This window comes from Providencia sp. PROV188, from assembly GCF_027595165.1.
GTDB lineage: Bacteria > Pseudomonadota > Gammaproteobacteria > Enterobacterales > Enterobacteriaceae > Providencia > Providencia lanzhouensis.
The window spans coordinates 2,348,984-2,371,348 of sequence record NZ_CP097291.1; the positions used below are offsets into that span (position 1 = coordinate 2,348,984).

Consider the following 22,365-nt stretch of genomic DNA (forward strand, 5'->3'; position numbering starts at 1 on the left):
CGTTAAACATAAATACGTTCTTCGTCAAAAATTCGTTTAGCGGTTGCTCAATCGCTAAATGCTTACCAACGCTGCTTGAGCAGGTTTGGCTGGATCCCGGCAATCTGCACGATGTTGCGCAGATCTTTTTTCGAGATACCCGCTTCGAACTCTCCACGGAAATATTTGATGGCGCTTTGTAATGGCTCAACCGCACCCGGTGCGTGTGCACAGAAGGTTTTGCCTGGTCCTAAGAAACGGCAAAGTTGTTCAAGAGTTTCGATATCCCCTTCTTGACCTTCACCTTTTTCTAATGCCTGTAGAATTTTTACGCTCCAAGGCAGACCATCACGGCACGGTGTACACCAACCACAGGATTCACGCGCGAAGAAGGTTTCTAAGTTACGTACTAAAGAAACCATGTTGATTTCGTTATCGACTGCCATCGCTAGCGCTGTACCTAAACGACTGCCTGCTTTTGCAATATTTTCGAAATCCATCGGTAAATCGAGGTGATCGTTGGTCAGGAAGTCAGTTCCTGCACCACCCGGTTGCCATGCTTTGAGTTTTAATCCATCACGCATACCGCCCGCGTAGTCTTCTAAGACTTCACGTGCAGTTGTACCAAATGGCAGTTCCCACAGACCCGGATTTTTCACGCGTCCAGAGAAGCCCATCAGCTTAGTGCCCGCATCTTTACTTTTGCCCGCGCTTAAATCGATATACCACTGGTCACCGTGCTCTAGAATTGCTGGCACGTTACAGATAGTTTCAACGTTATTAACGCAGGTCGGTTTACCCCATGCACCTGAACTTGCAGGGAATGGTGGTTTAGAGCGTGGGTTTGCACGACGACCTTCAAGGGAGTTAATCAATGCGGTTTCTTCACCGCAGATATAACGACCTGCACCGGTATGCACGAATAGCTCAAAATCAAAGCCCGAACCGAGAATATTTTTACCTAATAGACCCGCTGCTTTGGCTTCTTCGATGGCACGACGCAAATGTTTAGCCGCTTCAACATATTCGCCACGTAAGAAGATATAACCACGATACGCTTTCAATGCATAAGCGCCGATAATCATCCCTTCCACTAATAAGTGTGGCAGTTGTTCCATCAGTAAACGGTCTTTGTAAGTGCCCGGTTCCATTTCATCCGCATTACATAAGAAGTAACGCAGTTTCATGTTTTCGTCTTTCGGCATTAAGCTCCACTTCAGACCCGTCGAGAACCCTGCACCACCACGACCTTTCAGTCCGGCGTCTTTGACAAGGTTAACCACTTCATCAGGAGCCATGCCTTTAAGGGCACGTTCGACACCTTTGTATCCGTTTTTACTGCGATACTCATCTAACCAGACTGGCTGCGCGTCATCGCGTAGACGCCAAGTTAATGGATGAGTTTCCGCGGTACGGATCACAGGGTTTGCGGAGAAGTTTGTCATGGATACTGCTCCAGTAGCTTTTGAATATTTTCAGGCTGCACATGACTGTGGGTATCGTCATCGATCATCATCGTTGGACCCTTGTCACAATTACCTAAGCAACAGGTTGGCAGCAGCGTAAAGCGACCATCAGCTGTGGTTTGACCTGGGCGAATACTCAGCTGTTTAATAATTTCAGCTTCTAAGCCTTGGTAGCCCGTAATATGGCAAACAACACTGTCGCAATAACGAATAATGTGGCGACCCACTGGTTGACGGAAAATTTGGCTATAGAATGTTGCCACGCCTTCCACATCACTCGCAGGAATGCCGAGAACTTCTGCGATAGCGTGAATTGCGCCATCTTCGACCCAGCCACGATTTTTTTGCACAATTTTCAGCGCTTCAATTGAAGCCGCGCGTGCATCTTCATAGTGGTGTTTTTCCCCTTCAATTTCCGCACGCTCATGTTCGGTTAACACAAAACCGTGATTGACTTGCGGTTCGAAGGTATTCACCACGTCAGACTGGCTGTTACAGCCGCATTGGCTCGTGCCACATTGACCTTGTTTATCTTGTTCATTATGCATGGTTAGCGATCCACATCCGACATTACAAAATCGATACTACCCAGATAGACAATTAAGTCAGAAACCAAGCTACCTCTGATTGTCGCCGGAATTTGCTGCAAGTGCGCATAACTCGGAGTACGAATACGTGTACGGTAGCTCATGGTGCTGCCGTCACTGGTTAAGTAGTAGCTGTTGATCCCTTTGGTTGCTTCAACCATCTGGAATGATTCGTTAGCTGGCATTACCGGACCCCAAGACACTTGTAAGAAGTGGTTGATCAGGGTTTCGATATGCTGCAATGTGCGCTCTTTCGGCGGCGGCGTTGTCAGTGGATGGTCAGCTTTAAATGGACCTTCAGGCATATTCTTCAGACACTGCTCAAGAATACGGATACTTTGACGCATCTCTTCCACTTTGATCATTACGCGGTCATAGCAGTCACCGTTATGGGCGATTGGAATGTCGAATTCAAAGTTTTCATAACCTGAATAAGGACGTGCTTTACGTACGTCAAAGTCCACACCCGTTGCACGCAAGCCTGCACCTGTCACACCCCACGCTAATGCCTCTTCCTTGGTGTAAGATGCCACACCAATAGAACGACCTTTCAAAATGGAGTTTTTCAGCGCAGAGGTCACATAGGATTCTAGACGTTTCGGTAACCAGTCTAATAATTCACGCAGTAATTTATCCCAGCCACGCGGTAAATCGTGAGCAACCCCACCGATGCGGAACCAAGCTGGGTGCATACGGAAACCAGTGATTGCTTCAATGACGTTGTACACTTTTTGTCTATCAGTAAACGCAAAGAACACCGGCGTCATCGCACCAACGTCTTGAATATAGGTACTGATATACAGTAGGTGACTGTTGATACGGAACAGTTCAGACATCATCACACGGATAGTTTTTACGCGATCCGGTACTTCGATACCTGCCAGTTTTTCAACCGCAAGAATATATGGCATTTCATTCACACAGCCGCCGAGGTATTCGATACGGTCGGTATAAGGAATGTAGCTATGCCATGACTGACGCTCACCCATTTTTTCCGCACCACGGTGGTGGTAGCCGATGTCGGGAACGCAGTTAACAATCTCTTCACCATCCAATTGCAGCACGATACGGAATGCACCGTGAGAAGATGGGTGGTTTGGACCCAAGTTCAGGAACATGAAATCTTCGTTTTCATTTCCACGATCTAAGCCCCACTCTTCTGGTTTGAAAGTTAATGCTTCCATTTCCAGATCTTGCTTTTGCTTAGTCAGAACAAATGGGTCGAATTCCGTGGCGCGCGCAGGGTAATCTTTGCGCAGCGGATGACCTTCCCAGCTTGGAGACATCAGCAAGCGACGTAAATTTGGGTGACCTTGGAAGGTGATCCCGAACATGTCCCACACTTCACGCTCATACCAGTTGGCATTTGGGAATAAAGAAACCACTGATGGCACGTTTAAGTCTTTCTCGTTAAGAGCCACTTTCAACATGATATCGCGGTTTCGGTCAATGGAAATGATGTGGTAGAACACACTAAAGTCCGCTTCAGGCAGACCTTGGCGATGAATACGCTGGCGTTCATCGACTCCATGTAAGTCGAACAACATCACATAAGGTTTAGGTAGCTTCTGTAAGAAATCTACAATTTCCAGTAATTGTTCACGGCGTACCCAAACCACTGGCATGCCAGTGCGGGTTGCTTGAACTGAAAAGGCATCCGGGCCAAATTGGTTGCGCAGTTCCAGAAGCACAGGATCATTAATGTGATCTTGTGTCTGCCATTCTGGCTGATTATGACTCGCTTGCGCTATCTGATCTGTCATCATTCTTCACCATAACGCTTGATCAGGTTTATTATTTCGCAACAACATTGCTCTGTTACGCTGTATGGCTAAAAGCCTTAAATTTCGTCAGGGGTACGCAGGTTGGTTACTGCGATACGTTCACCGTGTTTTCTTTCTCTTTCTGACTGCATATTCGCACGATAAACACCCTGATCACCGACAACCCATGAAAGTGGGCGACGTTCTTTGCCGATGGATTCTTGTAACAGAAGGAGAGCCTGCATATAGGCTTCAGGGCGTGGTGGGCAGCCTGGAATGTACACATCCACGGGAATAAATTTGTCGACGCCTTGAACAACAGAGTAGATGTCATACATCCCACCGGAGTTCGCACATGAACCCATAGAGATAACCCATTTTGGTTCAAGCATTTGGTCATAAAGGCGCTGGATGACGGGAGCCATTTTGGTAAAACAAGTTCCCGCAACAACCATAAAGTCGGCTTGACGAGGAGAAGCACGCAGTACTTCCGCACCAAAGCGGGCTACGTCATGAACAGCCGTGAACGACGTCACCATTTCTACATAGCAACATGAAAGACCGAAGTTGTATGGCCACAGAGAGTTTTTACGTCCCCAGTTCACCACATCATGAAGTGCATGGGATAATTTCCCCATATACACGCTGTTTTCAACTTGCTGCTCAAGAGGATCAGTAACGATTTCTTGAGTTTGCAGTGGGTAACGGTCGTTCTCACCGTTCGGATCTATGCGGGTGAGCGTATAATCCATTGTATAATGCCTCGCTTTTTACTGCGGATGACGATTGCTGATTTTAATAACTTCACTAGGACCTTTAACTGCGCGACGTGAACGGATTGGAGTCCAATCGAGTGCACCAACGCGGATCAGATAAAATAATCCCGCCAACAATACCAAGATAAAAATAGCGGCTTCGATGAAACCGACCCATCCCGCTTCGCGGATGGCGACAGACCATGCAAATAAGAACATAGCCTCCACATCGAAGATCACGAAAAACATCGCGACCAAGTAAAACTTGGCTGACATACGAAGACGAGCACTACCGACAGAGTCAATACCTGACTCGTAGGGAACATGTTTTGTTCTGGCTTTAGCGCGGCTACCCAAGAAATGACCTGCGGTCAACATGAAAGCGCAAAGACCAATAGCGCCGAGAAGGAATATAGCAAAGCCCCAGTTATGGGCTAACTCTAGGATTGATGTAGACATACTCGTTGCTTACTCATTACTTATGGCACTTAACTGCTCTTTTTATAACACGGCAGTATTGCACCACAATTGCCCAGTTAATCGAGAAGAAAGACTAAAATTGACCTCTAAACTAAAAGATCCCCCAAACTAAAATCAGCCTGACGACTGCTGTTTGGTTTGCCCTTCTCTCACTACATTTTATTTTGCTCAAATGAGACAAAATAACCGTATTTATTACAAATAATTCACACGTCAAAAACATTTGTGAAACAAAAATAACTCATTAACTGCTAAAACGTGTCAGTGTTACTATACACAAATAAACACGCAAAGTAGTCTAACTGATTATTCGCTTTTACTACACTATTATCTCAGGAAAAACCTGTCTTAACAGACGAAAAAATGTGCTTTTTATTTGATCTAACGCACAGATTTATTGAAAAAATACTCAATTTGTTTACATAACATCCGAATTTAATTTAATAAGCGATAACGAATTTTTATTCATCATGCCCACTAAGCCACTGACTACTCTCAGCTATTTTATCAATTCAGCAAATAAATTTTGTTAACGGCGTAACAAATCGTTAACTAACTAATGAATTTCATGTTATGCCATATACATCACAATTATTTCATGCTCTTACGCGTAAATCCATACTCAATAAGTGGTTAATTCGTGTGTTTTGTCACCTATTGAGCAGAAACATTGTTCACTATTTTGTCACCTGAACTTTAAGTAAAATATCGTACTGGCAAAATCCCCTTCTTCCCCTATTAACCACTTAATGAGTATGGTCAGTAAATTTCAGTTAAAAACAATTTGATAACAATATAAATGCGTAAAATAGTCAGGTCGGTTTTAAGGAAGATATAGATGGAAAAAAAAACGGCTGAGCCAGAATTAACTGACTCAGCCGGATAAACATATTTTGATTTATTTGACACTTATCTTTGATAAAAATCCTATTTTATCGATAAGGACAGTTCTCTATCTTATTGAGCGCCGTTCTCAACTTGTTCAGCGACAGAATAAGAGATTTTTTTGTTTTCAATTGCATTAAAAACAGTGAGCACGAAATCTTTTTGCTCATCCGCATTTTTATATAGCCAGTACTGAATATCTGGTAAACGAGGTAAGCCATCTGACTCGCCTAAAACACGCAGATCCGCATTTTGCATTTCCATTGGACGTGCAGTTACTCCAACTTCGGCATTCACCGCTGCGCGAACAGCAGGTAATGATGCCGCTTCATAAGCCACATGCCATGGTAATCCTGCTTCATCTAATGCATGAGTACATAACTTACGGTATGGGTTAGTTTCATCCATTACCACCAATGGGATTGGCTCATTTGGGCGTAGCTGAAAATCAGGTGCGCTGTGCCATAAAATCGGGACAGTTCTTAATGCTGTTTTTGGGTGCTGAGGAATACGACTTGTCGTTAATGCTAGATCAATTTCATGATTATCTAACATTGACTCAATAAACTGAGCACGTTTAATTCTCACTTCTACCGCGATGCGTGGAAATACGGAGGCAATACGGTTTAGTAAGAAAGGTAATAAGATATCGACGGTATCGTCGGATGCCCCGATACGCAATTCGCCATCTGCATCGTTATAAGTTAAAGATGCGGTGGCATCATCATTAGCGCGTAAAATTTGTCTCGCATAACCGAGTAATTGCAAACCGTGGGCGGTTAACAGCTTATTACGCCCGTGACGTGCAAATAATTCACGACCAACTAATTGCTCTAAACGTTGCATCTGCTGGCTAACAGCGGACTGGGTTCGACATACTGCGGCAGCAGCAGCGGCAAAAGTGTTAAGATCAGCCACTGCGACAAATGTGCGTAGTAAATCGAGATCTAAGTTCATTATGGGACGATTGGAATTTATCATCGTACATTCTCTTTATATAATTTTATGATACCTGGTGTTTCTGCTCTCCTCCGTGAGAATCAGCGAGTCTTAAAAATAATCCAACTTTTGCATTTCTAATCCGTAGATCTGCATTTATTGTATTCAATACTCTATATTGCTATATCTATTTGATAATTAACTTAAACAGCTTAATTATCCAATTAGTGTTTTAAATTTCTATCAATTAAAGCGGGGTTGATTAACGTAAAACTCAATAAGCGCGAAATAATTGAAGAAGACTAAATAGTAACATATTTAATGTAGTTGCAATTATTTTAATGTAAGCTGTTTATGTAACATATGATGTAAATTAACAATTTTATTAATTATCAATACACTAAACATTATAACCACGGTTTCACTAAGAATATTCTCATTAAAATAATCAATATTGCTAACAAAAAAAGTCAAAAAGCACCCAAAATGCCCCGACCAATAGTTAAATTTATTTCTAATTTAATGATTTAAGATGCAAACTTACAGAGTGATACAATTTTTGTTACTTTGTCATTATGCGACTTTTCTGCCATTTTTTTATAACTCATCCACTGACACACTCCAAAACAACGATAATTATCAGAATTAGATTCCAACTTAATAACTATAATTGGAATCATCATCTAACTTATTCAATACTTTAAGATAGCACATATCTGATTTATGTCTAAACCAACCTTTTACACCAAAAATTATCTAGCATCTTCAAAAGCTTCCGAGGGAGGAGTACAGTAGATAGTAACGCCGGAAGTCCCCTATGATTGCTAGCCCGTTAGGGTAATGAGAGAACCATGAATACGATAATGAAATCCAATAAGCTTGATAATGTTTGCTATGACATTCGCGGGCCAGTTTTAAAAGAAGCTAAACGCTTAGAAGAAGAAGGCAATAAAGTCCTAAAACTGAACATTGGTAACCCGGCACCGTTTGGCTTTGAAGCACCTGATGAGATCCTCGTTGATGTCCTGCGCAATCTGCCAAGCTCACAAGGTTACTGTGATTCTAAAGGCTTATATTCTGCGCGTAAGGCAATTGTTCAACACTACCAAGCCCGTGATATCCACGATATGACGGTTGAAGATGTTTATATTGGTAACGGTGTTTCTGAATTAATCGTTCAAGCAATGCAAGCGCTATTAAACAATGGCGATGAAATGCTGGTTCCAGCCCCTGATTATCCACTCTGGACAGCGGCTGTTTCGTTATCGGGCGGTAATGCTGTTCACTATATGTGTGATGAACAACAAGGCTGGATGCCGGATATTGACGATATCCGCAAAAAAATCAGCCCACGTACCCGCGGAATTGTCATCATCAACCCAAATAACCCAACAGGTGCGGTGTACAGCAAAGAACTATTAATGGAAATCGTCGAGATTGCTCGCCAACATAGTTTGATTATCTTTGCCGACGAAATTTACGATAAAATTCTGTATGACGATGCGCAGCACCACTCTATCGCAGCATTGGCTCCTGACTTACTGACAGTGACCTTTAACGGGTTATCAAAAACCTACCGTGTCGCAGGTTTCCGCCAAGGTTGGATGGTATTAAATGGTCCGAAAAAGCAGGCCAAAAGTTATATTGAAGGCTTAGAAATGTTAGCCTCCATGCGCTTATGCGCTAACGTGCCAATGCAACACGCTATCCAAACAGCATTAGGCGGTTACCAAAGTATCAGTGAATTTATCCAACCGGGTGGTCGTTTATATGAGCAGCGTAATCGTGCATGGGAATTGATTAACCAAATTCCTGGTGTCTCTTGTGTTAAGCCACAAGGCGCTCTGTATATGTTCCCGAAAATTGATATTAAACGTTTTAATATCCACGATGACCAAAAAATGATCCTTGACCTGCTACTGCAAGAAAAAGTGCTATTAGTTCAGGGAACTGCATTTAACTGGCCACATCCAGACCATTTCCGTATTGTCACCCTGCCTTATGCAGATGATTTAGAAATGGCGATTACCAAGTTCGGGCGTTTCCTTAGCGGATATAAGCAGTAATTAGAACATTACTAAGATTTTTGTTAGTCAATAAATAGCTCCTCAGTGAGCTATTTATTTTTGATAGCCTATAAAATGAAATATTACTGTTATAACTAATTAAAATGACCCATCCTATAATCAAAGTTATCTCAAAATACTTTAAATTATTTAAGTGTGATTAATTTCAGGATGAGCAGGCAAATAGAATAGTCCTAAAAGAACCATTCTATTTATTACATATCATCTCTTAATACGACTATCTTTATCTGATATTTAAATGATAGAAATAAGATAAACTGCCGCAAGAAAAAACAACACTAATATTACTGGAAAGTATTTCATAAAAACCTCGATTAGCTGACAAGTTAGAATAATATCGATGATTATAAATCATTCTTCCTTTATATCAATTAATCGTTCAATAAATTAATTTCAATCCATTTAAGAGCATCCTTATGAGATTGACTGAATTCCTATTTATATATAACAATAAATCCATCCTTAGATTAACCATGTACTACAGCCATTAGAATGTATAAACACCACAGATATTGTTTTAGCATAACCATTTATGGATTAAATCTCTAAAAACTCAAAACCATTCAAATTAATATACTCTGCATGACCCTATTTATTTCTTTTTTCACCCTACTTTACATTAAGCTTATGGTTAGCCGAATTATGTTTAACGACTGTTAAATCTTCACACTAGAAATTTTCAAAGGTAATATATATCAACCTTATTTCAAATACTTTACCGATGTTTCTCGCAATAGCTATTTGATTGAAAAAAGAAAAACTCAGTAATACATAGACATTTTTGTCGAAAAAGTTCCTGATACTGGGTATGTAACATTTAATTGCTTGTTTTTACCATCAACGGATAATTTAACTCGCCCTATTTTTTTATCTTCCTCACTAATTGAGCAAAAAAATCCGTCAGGCGTAGTATAAGAACCCGACAACGTTACAATATGAACACGCCAGTAATCACTTGTTTGTCCAACATCATGTTGAATAATATATTCAAATGCATTTTCAATCAGTTCATTATTTTGTATACCCCCAAGTGAAATTGAAGCCAATCTAATTGAAGTGTGCTGTAAATTAGCCATCAATATCTCTTCTCCCCAATGGTTTTCAAATGAGGCAATACCACCACTTAGTTTTTCTATGTTCATACATCCTCCTTTTTAGATAGAGTCTCATCATAGCGGTATTTAAGTAACCTTAAACCACTTGTATTTATTAGTTTTTTATAAGAAAAGCCCTCTTAAGCCTGACAAAATAAACTTACCAGCCTCATAAATTTTGAGATATAATTTAGACCATCACCGGATCACTGAAGAGGGATTATGAGTTATTTTTTTGCCCACCTTGCTAGAATGAAACTTATTCATCGCTGGCCACTCATGCGCAATGTGCGTACCGAGAATGTCTCCGAGCATAGCTTACAAGTTGCCATGGTAGCACATGCTCTTGCGGTCATTAAAAACCGCAAATTCGAGGGAAATGTCACCCCTGAAAAAATTGCGCTATTTGCCATGTATCATGATGCCAGTGAAGTCATCACTGGTGACTTACCAACGCCAATTAAATATCACAATCAGCAAATCGCCCACGAATATAAAAAAATCGAGAAATTTGCCCAGCAAAAATTGTTGGATATGCTGCCAGAAGAGTTGCAAGACGATTTTAAATGCTTACTGGTAGAAGATCTGCAATCCGAGGAAGAACATTTTATTGTAAAACAGGCAGATACCTTATGTGCCTATTTAAAATGTTTGGAAGAGCTATCCGCAGGTAATAGCGAATTCAAGTTAGCCAAAAGACGTCTTGAAAAAATGTTAGCGGAGCGCAATAGCCCTGAAATGGAATATTTTATAAAAACGTTTGTACCTAGCTTTACTCTGTCTTTAGATGAAATAAGCAATTAATATATAAGTAGTGGTATGCGATGCCCACTTATATAGTATATTTATTGTTCTACCAATCTAAAAACTTCAAGTCTAAACTCGTCTAACAAAAGAGCTTAATCAACCTTTTCTAATTTTACATTACAACCTATCATTACAGAGAATGCAATATAAAATGTTTTTGCATCCCCATTAATACCCAATATTACAAACTCAGAATCATCAATTGAAATAGTACAACGTAAAGGTTCTTTCGTTTCATAAACCTCTCCACTCTTCGTGACTAATTTTAATGACCAAAAATCATATGAATCTATTTTATTTCGCTCAAATAATATAGTGAACACCTTTTTCAGTTCAGCCTTATTCGGAATGTCATATATTTCTTTTGAAGTTAACAGTTTTTTAGTTATATCAAAATAACCAGAGACAAAGTGAGTTAACACAACATGTGATAAATCCTCCCCCCAATAATTTTCAAAATCGCAATAACCGTAAACAAACTTCTCATTACCCCACGATTCATTTTTACTCATATCATCCGCCTATAATTAATAGATATTGAATTGAGGAGAATATCAACAAAAGATTTATCATTAAAATATATTAAATATTATAAATTTATTATTTTTAATATAAAAAGAGCCCTAATATATAATAGAGCTCTTTATTGATACTATTTTTGTATTTACTTAAAAAGGAAATAAGATAGGAATAACTGCCACACTGATAAACATTACAATTATCGTAAATGGCACGCCGATCTTCAGAAAATCTGCAAATTTATAACCACCGGGACCCAATACCAATGTATTCACAGGGGAAGAAACAGGGGTCATAAACGCAGCGGATGCCGCAATACCAATCACCATCGCAAAAGGTAATGGAGAGACATCCATTTGATGCGCGGCGGCAATCGCAATAGGCGCCATGAGTACCGCAGTAGCCGTATTGGAAATAAATAAGCCTATCGTCGCGCATAAAATAAACAGGCAGACTAGCATCACATGAGGACCTAATCCGCCAGCTACCTTCATTAGTGCATCTACCGCAAGGGCTATCCCCCCGGTTTCTTGTAAAGCGATAGCGAATGGCATCATGCCAACAATCAAAATAATACTCGGCCAATGAATCGATTTGTACGCGCTTTCCATATCAATACAGCGAAATTTTCCCATTAATAAACAGGCAATCAACGCCGCAATAAAGTTAGGGATTTCATTGGTAACCATCATCGCCACCATGAGCGCAAGGCAAAATAACGCATGAGGGGCTTGTGAGGAGGCAGGGGCAACAGCTTCGACTTCGGCGGCTAAGTTCAATACGATAAAATTACGCGGTTTTGTTGATAGAACACGGATCAATTTCCAATCACCGATGACCAGTAAAATATCCCCCAAGCGCAAAGGTTCATCCACCAGTTTTCCATCAAGCGCTTTTCCATCGCGACGGATCCCGACGACGTTTAAACCATATCGGGTACGAAATTTAATCTCTCGTAAACTTTTACCTAGCAATTCCGAGTCCGGGTTCATGGAAACTTCCGCCATCCCCACATCCCGCGATTGCTCGGAAAAATAATCCCCACGCAAAATCATCGGCTCAAGAAGCTGTTCACTACAAAATTGGCGCAGTTCATCGTCAGTCACTGAAATATCAATTAGCAAAACATCACGCTCACGTAGCTCCGTTCCCCCCGTTGCACTCACCATCACACGGCGAAACTTACGCCAGCGCTCAATCCCCACAACGTTTGCACCATAACGGGAACGCAAATGAAGCTCATCAAGCGTGTGTCCAATCAGTGAAGAACCTTTACGAATCGCTAATCGGCGGGCACGCCCAGCCAGTTTATAATCGCGGATCAAATCACGAAAACTACGTTGATATTTAACAGGTTGTTTATCCGGTTCATTGCTACCCAACCAGCGACGAGTCAGCCACATATAGCCAATACCCGCGACTAAAATAAGAAGTCCTATTGGGGTGATTGAGAAAAATTGAAAGCTGGGTAATCCTTCGCGAACTAATTCACTGTTGACCACCATGTTGGGAGGAGTTGCGACTAATGTCATCATGCCGCTGATTAAGCCAGCAAAGCCCAGCGGCATCATTAATCGACTTGGTGAGGTTTTCATCCGTGCTGCGACACTGAGCACCACCGGAATAAAGATAGCGACCACGCCAGTGGAGCTCATAAATGCACCGAGCCCCGCCACCGTCATCATTAAAAAGACGAGCATTTTACTTTCGCTGCTGCCTGCAACTCGGACGAGCCACTCCCCCATTTGATAGGCAATTCCGGTACGAACCAGACCATCACCGATGACAAACAGAGCGGCAATCAACAAAACGTTAGGATCCGCAAAACCCGCCGTTGCCTGTTGTAAGGTCAGTGTATCGCTTAATACAAACGCCACAATGACTAATAAGGCAACCACATCCATGCGGACTTTATTGGTAGTAAATAGAACAACCGCGATCAATAGTAGGGTTAGCACCCACAGCAATTCTCCGTTCAAAGTATCCCCTTTCGACGAAAAAAAACAGGCTAAAGATTTTAGTTAGTTAACCATGTTTTTCAGAGGATTTCTTTGATTAGATCGCAATTAGACGTTTTTCGACACGAAAAGCTCAAAATAGCCGTTATCGTCAGGACCTGTCACGGAAATTTGTTCTAATGTACTAATAATCGCAGAGATTTCATCTCTTCTCGGCATGCCTTCTGGAGCGTGAACTGCAATAACTTGGCAGCCCGCACTTAATGCTGAATGGATCCCCGCTGGCGCATCTTCAAAAGCAATGCACGCTTCAGGAGGCAGTTCGAGGCTTTTCGCCCCTAATTGGAAAGGTTCTGGGTCTGGTTTACCTTTCGAGACTTTTTCAAACGTGACCCAATGTTTAGGTTCAGGTAAACCCGCTGCTGCTCGGCGTCCGTGAGCAATGGGTACTGTACCTGATGTCACAATCGCCCAAGGGGCACCTAATTTATTCAGTAAAGATAACAGTGCTATTGCACCTGGCAGTGCAACAACCCCCTCCATATCTTCACTTTCCATCTTCTCTAACCAACGAAAATGGCTTTGCAGCTCTTCTTCGCTTGCATTAGGTAGGAAATGGCGCAATGTGGTCATTGCAGGTTTTCCATGAATGTAGTCGATAATCGCTTGCTTATCTTCACCAATTCTATCGCCGAATAAACACCAACAGCGCTCAACAACAGCGAGTGAGTCCGCCAACGTGCCATCGAGATCGAATAAAAAACCTTTTGCTTTTAACTTCACATCAAACCCTTTTTCAGAAAATCGTGCTACCTAATGCAAGACGTCAATGTGTCTACCTAAAAAGATAAGTTAAGCATTGAGAATTTGAGAAACCTCAACCGCTGAAAGGTGATATTGGCGAGGGCAAGCTTGCCAAATTTTCAGCATTCTTAAATATTTATCCCACATTGGTGTTTGTGAGTTAAAGCCATGAGTTCCGCTATCGAAATGGGTATATCGCCCTTCTGTATTAACCATAAAGCGCACGTAACTCAGATAACGCGCTTCCGTTGCGGCATCAAAGCCCAAAAACTGCACACGACGACCATCCACACCATGTTTGTCTTCCATGTTGCCGTAAGAAACTTGCAGCGCATGGTACATTTCCATCACTTCAATAACTGTACGACACGTTTGCTCGCTGAGTTCACCAAAATCCCTATCCAGCTCGCGCATTTGTAAACCAAATCCACGCTCAATGATAGTTTGCAGACGGCGGTAACGCTCCGCGTTATCTGGGTCTAACATGGTCATCATTTTATATTGATTGGATAAAATTAAGCGTTCAGCATTGGTCATTTCCATCACAGCTCTCCGTAGATAATTTTCTGCAATCTTCGCATTCAATGTTGATAATGCACAGATTAAATATCACTTTTATTGATCTAAACAGTTATTTTGCGTTAATTACTGTTAAATAAAGGTTTGTTATCAAATTGAATGCTAAATAAGGTTCAATGAACCGTTTAGATATCTTCCATAAAGGTATGATCTAACTGATTGAACGCTTTTTTCAAAAGTTCGGCTAGCGCCATATAATCAGGCTGCTGCTCAACGGGTGCCATCGCGATTCCCGCTTCGGTAAATTTATCGCGAATTTCATAGAACCAGCTTAATAACCCTGCCGGTAATGGTGTGACGGCACGCTTACCTAACCACCATAATCCTTGCATTGGCAAGCTGCAGGCAAATAGCGCCGTTGCGACAGCTGGACCTAACTGCCCGCCTAACGCAATTTGCCAAGCCAGCGTAAATATCGCAATGGGCGGCATAAAGCGGATCCCAAACCGAATCGCTTTATTGATACGTAGTTCAGGAAACAGTGGCGTTAGCTTTTTTTCCATAGGGAAAACCTTCAGATAGTGATTACCTAATCTGAAGCGTTTGAAAAAACCCGGAGGGGTACTCTGCATTGTGCTCATCAATTAATTTCCTACTACTATTGATTTTCTACTGCCATTCATTTTCTGTCGCTATTCATTTCTGGATGTCATCACAAAAACAATATCAATCTATGGCTAGCTTACGTCAAATTGAGCGTGAACGCACACTCAGTTTTTAAGTTAATTTTCACAAATTTAGCTTTAATTAAGCTAACTTAAATGAAACCCGCTATTCTCTTGAATGCGTAACTCACCGCTATAACTACACTTTATATGGCATTTATGATTTTAATCAACCAAACGCCCTATTTTTAAAAAAAACATATAAAATATAAAATAGTTTTAGTAGAATCGACCGTAATTAGAATTACTGCCGAACTATGTTACTTAATAGTTCTCTTTAATAAGTAAACAACAGTGATATATTGGGGTTCTGCGCGTTATTTCAACACGATACTGTGACTTATTTCTCACAGTTATTTAACAGCATCACGTAACGTTTGCGCGAGAAAACCCTGTAAAATCATCGACCCATGTACTTTTTTGCACATATCATGATATCAATCATGAATTGGTCGGATATAAATGCGCTAGGCTCTAGCGAATTACATTTTTCAACTAAGTCTGTGTGTCCTCATAACGGGCTTCACAACATCAACTAAGATAGGTATTTCCATGTCAAGTAAGCTGGTACTGGTTTTAAACTGCGGTAGCTCCTCACTGAAATTTGCAATCATCGATCCGACTAATGGAGATGAATTTCTATCAGGTTTAGCTGAATGTTTTAATTTGCCTGAAGCCCGCATTAAATGGAAAATGGACGGTGAAAAACATGAGGCACCTTTAGGTGCAGGCGCTGCGCATAGCGAAGCACTGAACTTCATCGTAAATACGATTCTTGCTGCGAAGCCTGAATTGTCAGCACAAATTTCCTCTATTGGTCACCGTATTGTTCATGGTGGCGAGAAATTTACTTCTTCTGTTGTTATTGACGACGAAGTTATCGCGGGTATTAAAGCGGCAATCCCATTCGCGCCTTTACATAACCCAGCTCACCTTATTGGTATTGAAGAGGCGAGAAAATCATTCCCTCATCTGATCACCAAAAACGTAGCGGTATTCGATACAGCGTTCCATCAGACCATGCCTGAAGAAGCTTACCTGTATGCACTGCCATACGAATTATATTCCGAGCACAGCATCCGTCGTTATGGTGCGCACGGTACTAGCCATTTCTACGTTTCTCGTGAAGCCGCGAAAAAACTGAACAAGCCAGTTGATGAACTGAACGTTATCACTTGCCATTTAGGTAATGGTGGTTCAGTATCTGCTATCGTTAACGGTAAATGTGTTGATACATCAATGGGTTTAACTCCATTAGAAGGCTTAGTCATGGGAACTCGTAGCGGCGATATCGACCCTGCGATTATTTTCCACTTGCATGATTCATTAGGCATGAGCGTTGACCAAATCAACAAAATGCTGACCAAAGAGTCTGGCTTACTGGGCTTAACTGGCGTGACTAGCGACTGCCGTTATGTTGAAGATAACTACGGCACCAAAGCGGATGCAACCCGTGCAATGGATGTGTTCTGCCACCGTTTAGCAAAATATGTTGGTGCGTACAGCGCGCTGATGGAAGGTCGTCTTGATGCAATTATCTTCACTGGCGGTATCGGTGAAAACTCTGCGCAAGTGCGTGAAATCACGCTGAAGAAACTGGCAATTCTTGGTTTCGAATATGACCACGAGCGTAACTTAGCTGCACGTTTCGGTAAAGAAGGTGTTATCACCACCGACAACAGCCGCCCGGCACTGGTTATTCCAACCAATGAAGAGTTGGTGATTGCCCAAGATGCTGCACGCTTAACAGCATAAAGACTTTCTTGCCGCCAGCCTTATGCTGGCGGTACTGCTTTAGAGTAACCAAAAAACGAGGTTCCTGTGTCCCGTACAATTATGCTAATTCCTACTGGCACCAGCGTTGGTTTAACCAGCGTTAGTCTGGGTGTCGTCCGCTCAATGGAACAAAAAGGTGTCCAGCTGAGCGTGTTTAAACCTATCGCACAACCACGCGTTTCCGGTAATAAAGACCAAACTACCGAAGTTTTACGTTCTCACTCCAGCATCACAACCATTGTTGAGCCTTTAACAATGGAATATGTTGAGTCTCTACTGACTTCATCGAAGAAAGATATTCTGATGGAAGAGATCGTGGCGCGCTACCACGACCACACTAAAGATGCAGAAGTGATCCTGATCGAAGGTTTAGTCCCAACTCGCAAACACTCTTTTGCTCAATCACTGAACTACGAAATTGCTAAAACCCTAGGTGCTGAAATTGTCTTTGTTACTGCGCCGGGCAATAGCTCAATCCAGCAAATGCAAGAGCGTTTAGAGCTGGTTCGTAACGAATTTGGTGGCCAACGTAATGAAAGCATCATCGGGGTTATCGTTAACAAAGTTAACGCACCCGTTGATGAACAAGGTCGTACTCGCCCTGACCTGTCTGAAATCTTTGATGATTCAACCAAAGCGACTGTGGCAAATATCGATGCCAAAGCGCTGGAGTGTTTAAATCTGCCCGTTTTAGCGTCAATTCCTTGGAACTTTGACCTGATTGCCACCCGTGCAATCGACATGGCAAAACACTTAAATGCAAAAGTCGTTAACGAAGGTGAAATCAATACTCGCCGCGTTAAATCCGTCACTTTCTGCGCACGTAGCATTCCACACATGCTAGAACATTTCCGCCCAGGTTCATTATTAGTGACCTCTGCGGATCGCCCTGACGTACTGGTATCTGCCTCTTTAGCAGCAATGAACGGCGTAGAAATCGGCGCTATCTTATTAACAGGCGGTTATGATATCGATGCACCTATTCGCAAACTTTGTGAACAAGCATTCGAAACTGGCTTACCTGTGTTTATGGTGAACAGCAACACATGGCAAACTTCACTGAATCTGCAAAGCTTCAGCCTTGAAGTACCTGCTGATGACCATGAGCGTATCGAGAAAATTCAAAACTATGTGGCTCGCCACATTAGCAGTAACTGGATTGAATCTCTGGTTGCTGATTCTGAGCGTCCTAACCGTCTGTCTCCTCCGGCGTTCCGTTACCAGTTAACTGAACTGGCTCGTAAAGCAGGCAAACGTATCGTCCTGCCAGAAGGTGATGAACCACGTACCGTTAAAGCAGCATCGATTTGTGCTGAACGTGGTATCGCGACCTGCGTATTGTTAGGTAATCCTGATGATATCCGCCGTGTTGCAGCATCTCAGGGTATCGAATTAGGCGCTGGCATCGAAATCGTTGACCCAATTAAAGTTCGCGAAGAATATGTTGCACGCTTAGTCGAACTGCGTAAGAGCAAGGGCATGACCGAAGTGGTTGCTCGGGAACAATTGGAAGATAACGTTGTTCTGGGCACATTGATGCTGGAAAAAGGCGAAGTGGATGGTCTGGTCTCTGGTGCGGTTCATACCACCGCAAACACCATCCGCCCACCACTACAGTTAATCAAAACTGCGCCAGGTAGCTCATTAGTTTCTTCTGTATTCTTTATGCTGCTGCCAGAGCAAGTGTTTGTTTATGGTGACTGTGCGATTAACCCAGATCCAACGGCAGAGCAACTGTCTGAAATCGCAATTCAATCTGCGGATTCAGCAAAAGCCTTTGGTATCGAGCCTCGCGTTGCGATGATCTCTTACTCAACGGGTAATTCCGGTGCGGGTAGCGATGTTGAGAAAGTGCGTGAAGCAACACGTTTAGCGCAAGAAAAACGCCCTGACCTGATGATCGACGGTCCGTTACAGTACGATGCTGCAGTAATGGCAGATGTGGCTAAATCTAAAGCGCCAAACTCACCGGTTGCAGGTAAAGCAACTGTGTTTATCTTCCCAGACTTGAACACCGGTAATACTACCTATAAAGCAGTACAACGTTCTGCTGACTTAGTCTCTATCGGTCCAATGCTGCAAGGTATGCGTAAACCCGTTAACGACTTATCCCGTGGTGCACTGGTAGACGATATTGTTTACACCGTTGCACTGACTGCTATTCAAGCGGTACAAAACGAAAACGCATAATCTTAGTTATTAAGTATTGAGTTAAAAGGTCAATCCAGAAATGGGTTGACCTTTATTTTTTCATCGCTATCTGAAAATAACATCCTCCCATTTCCATATCATTAACCTCTATATTTTCACAAAATATTGAGGTTAATTATGATTCTTTCCCATAGAGTTCATATTAAGTTTGAACAGATAAAATTAACAGATCATTTTAAAAACACCGCTGAGAATGAGTTTTCCCGCAATATAATTGGCATTAAAAATATCCAAGAAGCCGAAAAAGGTGTCTGTTATGGATTAACACATGCTTTCTTATTTTATGCCCATGCAAATGATGAAAAGAAATATATAAAAAATCTGGCACACGCATTAAAAAAAACACATAACGCCAAAGAAAACACTCGTCACTATCGTACTTTTTTAAATGATGCTTTCTGTCAAATTATTTATAAACAAGCATCGGTTGACTATGCCCTTCACATTGACAACGCCATAAAAAAGTTTGATTTTTCAAATGATAGTCATGAATTAAAACAAAAAAAAATGCTTGACTCCATCAGTGAAATCTTTTTAAAAAATAGCGCATTGTTACTCGATAATATAAAAGAAGATGATGCTATCAACTTAAAAAAAGCATTACATCAGCTATATTCTTATACATATTCTACATCCGCAAACGCCAGGGAAGATATATTAAAAGGGAAAAGCCACTTTGAATGTCATTTAATAAAGTTAACCGCTCGAGAAATTAAAAGAAAATGTTCTAATTTTGCAAAAACTGACTTATCACTCAAAGGTATGAAACCTTTTTTTGAACTGGTTAAAAATCACCAGAAAAAAATCATTAAGTATCAAATAATACAAAAAAATAGCCAATATAATATAAAGTATGATACCTATACGATTATTGATAATGATATAAAATTAAATCCGCAAAATTATATAACCTTCGAGCAATTCAAACAGCGTATTAATAATCGGCTACAGCAACAGAAGGATACCATTTGTGATTTTATTACTAAAAATCATGCCATGGGGATCACAATTAAACATATCAACAATAAAGTTATATTCAAGTTCTTTGAACCTAATAAAGGGCTTTATATAACAAAAAATAAGAAAAAGTTTTTTAATCTCATTGAGAAAACAATGTCTCAGCAAGCATGCTTAGTTAATGCTCAACACGAGAAAATCATCGAGGTTAATACTTCCTACGCCGATAAACTTCATCAATATCCGCTATCCAATAAAATCAAAGAACCTAAATTTTATAAATCATAAAAATACAAAAGGACTACCAAGGTAGTCCTAATTTCAATACTCGCATTTACTCTGGGTTTGAACAACTAATCGCCTTATCCGCTTCATTATTACGTGTTAACCATAATGACAGCGCTTTGAGTGAATCTGGCGTGAACTCATCGCAACGAGCGGTAATTTCCTTAGGTGTCAACCAACTTACTTCCGCGACTTCACTTTCTTGCAAAGCAAAAGGACCGTGGCTCACACAACTAAATAATCCACCCCACACACGGCAAATTTCATTTTCATAGTAGAAAGTGCCATGCTCTGCAAACGGAACGCCAGCAATCCCCAATTCTTCTTCAGCTTCGCGCTTAGCTGATTCAAGGATCTGTTCATCTTGCATCACGACACCGCCCGCCGTTGCGTCCAAAAGCCCTGGGTAGAAATCTTTAATGTCTGTTCTTCGTTGCACCAGAATTTTACCCATACCATCGTGCACCACGATATAGGTCGCACGGTGGCGTAAGTTTTCTGCACGCATTTGGCTACGAGTTGCTTGCGCTATTACATTATTATCTTCGTCAACGATATCTACCCATTCGACGAATTCGGTCTGTTGTTCCATCCTGAAAACCTTATTTAGCTTGCCCACCAAAATACTTTGATACAAGGTATTCTTTTCGCATATATGTTGCAAGGGATCCTAACCAAATTTGACCTTGCTTTCCATCACAAAAATCAATGCATCTCTTTAAGATACAGTACAAAATTCTTTTTTGTGAAGCGTTAACTGAAACCCAACAATTCCCATTTGCAAATGCTATAGTTATCTTTACAGGGTGGTAAAAATTGGATTATTTAGAGTGTGATAGCGCTTTAAATAGGGGGATAAAAAATGAGAATTCTAATAACAGGCGGAACAGGGTTAATTGGTACCCAACTAGTTCAAACGTTAGTGATGCATTCACATCAGGTCACCGTGTTAAGCCGTTCACCACAAAAAGTATACAGTTTATTTTGTAAAGCCGTTGAATGCTGGACAACCCTTCAAGATAAAACCTCTCTTGATGGCTTTGATGTGGTCATCAACCTTGCTGGTGAACCTATCGCAGAAAAACGTTGGACGGCAGCACAAAAACAGATCCTTTGTGATAGTCGCTGGAAAATCACGCAACAATTGACGAATTTAATCAAAGCCAGTCAAAACCCACCGAGCGTATTCCTGTCAGGCTCTGCCGTTGGTTACTATGGCGACCAAGGTCAATCCGTCGTGACGGAAGAAGATCAACCCCATGATGAATTTACCCATCAACTAGCTGCTCGCTGGGAAGCTATCGCCCAAGAAGCGCAATCGGATAAAACCCGCGTTTGCTTATTACGTACTGGGTTAGTTTTATCCCCTAACGGCGGTTTACTCGCCAAAATTTTACCTATTTTTAAAATGGGTGCTGGCGGACCGATTGGTCACGGAAAACAATTTATGCCGTGGATCCATATTAACGATATGGTGAAGGCGATTTTATTCCTAATGGAGACGCCAACCCTCTCCGGTCCATTTAATATGACCTCGCCTTACCCTGTCCATAATGATCAATTTGCCGCCATGATGGGGGATGTTACCAACCGCCCTTCCTTTATCCGCACCCCAGCATTTGCAGTCAGGGGTGTACTTGGGGAATCCGCGACATTATTACTTGGTGGACAACAAGCCATACCTAAACGTTTAGAAGAGGCTGGCTTTGAATTTGAATTTATTGAGCTGAGAATTGCACTTGAAGATTTGTTAGCACCAAAATCATGAT

The 22,365-nt window shown here is 41.5% G+C and carries 19 protein-coding genes; 6 read left to right on the top strand and 13 right to left on the bottom strand.

The window, feature by feature from the left end; translation table 11 throughout:
* Positions 1-62: 62 nt before the first annotated feature.
* The 6 genes from nuoF to M5X66_RS10770 all read right to left on the bottom strand — a co-directional run bounded on the left by nuoF (position 63) and on the right by M5X66_RS10770 (position 6,896).
* The gene (nuoF, locus tag M5X66_RS10745; RefSeq protein WP_036952742.1) at positions 63-1,424 is read right to left on the bottom strand and encodes an NADH-quinone oxidoreductase subunit NuoF; all 1,362 of its coding nucleotides are present in this window, start codon (positions 1,422-1,424) and stop codon (positions 63-65) included.
* Positions 1,421-1,993: an NADH-quinone oxidoreductase subunit NuoE gene (gene nuoE / locus M5X66_RS10750; protein WP_230082422.1), complete on the bottom strand. Its 573-nt coding sequence runs from the start codon at positions 1,991-1,993 to the stop codon at positions 1,421-1,423. The genes nuoF and nuoE overlap by 4 nt, the downstream gene beginning before the upstream one ends.
* A gap of 2 nt (positions 1,994-1,995) precedes the next feature.
* Positions 1,996-3,798 carry an NADH-quinone oxidoreductase subunit C/D gene (gene nuoC / locus M5X66_RS10755; RefSeq protein ID WP_181477305.1) on the bottom strand — a complete coding sequence of 601 codons (1,803 nt, stop codon included), beginning with the start codon at positions 3,796-3,798 and terminating at the stop codon, positions 1,996-1,998.
* A 74-nt stretch (positions 3,799-3,872) separates the two neighbouring features.
* Complete coding sequence (locus M5X66_RS10760; protein ID WP_004912254.1) at positions 3,873-4,547, bottom strand: NuoB/complex I 20 kDa subunit family protein; 675 nt, start codon at positions 4,545-4,547, stop codon at positions 3,873-3,875.
* A gap of 18 nt (positions 4,548-4,565) precedes the next feature.
* Positions 4,566-5,009 (bottom strand): NADH-quinone oxidoreductase subunit A, encoded by a 444-nt coding sequence (locus tag M5X66_RS10765; RefSeq protein ID WP_036952734.1) that lies wholly within the window; start codon positions 5,007-5,009, stop codon positions 4,566-4,568.
* 978 nt (positions 5,010-5,987) lie between these two features.
* Positions 5,988-6,896 carry a LysR family transcriptional regulator gene (locus M5X66_RS10770; protein WP_036952731.1) on the bottom strand — a complete coding sequence of 303 codons (909 nt, stop codon included), beginning with the start codon at positions 6,894-6,896 and terminating at the stop codon, positions 5,988-5,990.
* Between the two features lie 809 nt (positions 6,897-7,705).
* Here M5X66_RS10770 and M5X66_RS10775 point away from each other — a divergent pair.
* Positions 7,706-8,920 (top strand): pyridoxal phosphate-dependent aminotransferase, encoded by a 1,215-nt coding sequence (locus M5X66_RS10775; protein ID WP_036952728.1) that lies wholly within the window; start codon positions 7,706-7,708, stop codon positions 8,918-8,920.
* A gap of 782 nt (positions 8,921-9,702) precedes the next feature.
* Here the strand turns inward: M5X66_RS10775 and M5X66_RS10780 are convergent.
* Complete coding sequence (locus M5X66_RS10780; RefSeq protein WP_036952726.1) at positions 9,703-10,083, bottom strand: hypothetical protein; 381 nt, start codon at positions 10,081-10,083, stop codon at positions 9,703-9,705.
* 174 nt (positions 10,084-10,257) lie between these two features.
* Here M5X66_RS10780 and yfbR point away from each other — a divergent pair, with 174 nt between their 5' ends.
* Entirely contained in the window at positions 10,258-10,839 is a 582-nt protein-coding gene (gene yfbR / locus M5X66_RS10785) for a 5'-deoxynucleotidase (protein ID WP_270103522.1), read from the top strand.
* A 95-nt stretch (positions 10,840-10,934) separates the two neighbouring features.
* Here yfbR and M5X66_RS10790 read toward each other — a convergent pair whose 3' ends face one another.
* The 5 genes from M5X66_RS10790 to yfbV form a co-directional block, all read right to left on the bottom strand.
* Positions 10,935-11,354: a hypothetical protein gene (locus M5X66_RS10790; protein ID WP_051422684.1), complete on the bottom strand. Its 420-nt coding sequence runs from the start codon at positions 11,352-11,354 to the stop codon at positions 10,935-10,937.
* 156 nt (positions 11,355-11,510) lie between these two features.
* A complete protein-coding gene (locus tag M5X66_RS10795; RefSeq protein ID WP_036952721.1) occupies positions 11,511-13,340 on the bottom strand; it encodes an SLC13 family permease in 1,830 nt (609 codons plus the stop codon).
* Positions 13,341-13,427: 87 nt separating this feature from the next.
* Positions 13,428-14,102, bottom strand: coding sequence for a sugar phosphatase (locus M5X66_RS10800; protein ID WP_270103523.1), 675 nt, complete (start codon positions 14,100-14,102; stop codon positions 13,428-13,430).
* Positions 14,103-14,171: 69 nt separating this feature from the next.
* On the bottom strand, positions 14,172-14,666 hold the full coding sequence (locus M5X66_RS10805; RefSeq protein ID WP_036952716.1) for a YfbU family protein: 495 nt from the start codon (positions 14,664-14,666) through the stop codon (positions 14,172-14,174).
* A 161-nt stretch (positions 14,667-14,827) separates the two neighbouring features.
* A complete protein-coding gene (gene yfbV, locus M5X66_RS10810) occupies positions 14,828-15,283 on the bottom strand; it encodes a terminus macrodomain insulation protein YfbV (RefSeq protein ID WP_036952713.1) in 456 nt (151 codons plus the stop codon).
* Between the two features lie 636 nt (positions 15,284-15,919).
* Here yfbV and ackA point away from each other — a divergent pair.
* The 3 genes from ackA to M5X66_RS10825 all read left to right on the top strand — a co-directional run bounded on the left by ackA (position 15,920) and on the right by M5X66_RS10825 (position 20,599).
* A complete protein-coding gene (ackA, locus tag M5X66_RS10815; RefSeq protein ID WP_036952711.1) occupies positions 15,920-17,122 on the top strand; it encodes an acetate kinase in 1,203 nt (400 codons plus the stop codon).
* Positions 17,123-17,203: 81 nt separating this feature from the next.
* Positions 17,204-19,333 carry a phosphate acetyltransferase gene (gene pta / locus M5X66_RS10820; protein WP_154600249.1) on the top strand — a complete coding sequence of 710 codons (2,130 nt, stop codon included), beginning with the start codon at positions 17,204-17,206 and terminating at the stop codon, positions 19,331-19,333.
* Positions 19,334-19,471: 138 nt separating this feature from the next.
* The gene (locus M5X66_RS10825) at positions 19,472-20,599 is read left to right on the top strand and encodes a hypothetical protein (protein ID WP_270103524.1); all 1,128 of its coding nucleotides are present in this window, start codon (positions 19,472-19,474) and stop codon (positions 20,597-20,599) included.
* Positions 20,600-20,645: 46 nt separating this feature from the next.
* Here M5X66_RS10825 and yfcD read toward each other — a convergent pair whose 3' ends face one another.
* Positions 20,646-21,188 (bottom strand): NUDIX hydrolase YfcD, encoded by a 543-nt coding sequence (gene yfcD, locus M5X66_RS10830; RefSeq protein ID WP_036952704.1) that lies wholly within the window; start codon positions 21,186-21,188, stop codon positions 20,646-20,648.
* 270 nt (positions 21,189-21,458) lie between these two features.
* On the opposite strand from yfcD, the gene M5X66_RS10835 reads away from it, so the two are divergent.
* Positions 21,459-22,364: a TIGR01777 family oxidoreductase gene (locus M5X66_RS10835; protein ID WP_154609522.1), complete on the top strand. Its 906-nt coding sequence runs from the start codon at positions 21,459-21,461 to the stop codon at positions 22,362-22,364.
* Position 22,365 lies beyond the last annotated feature (1 nt).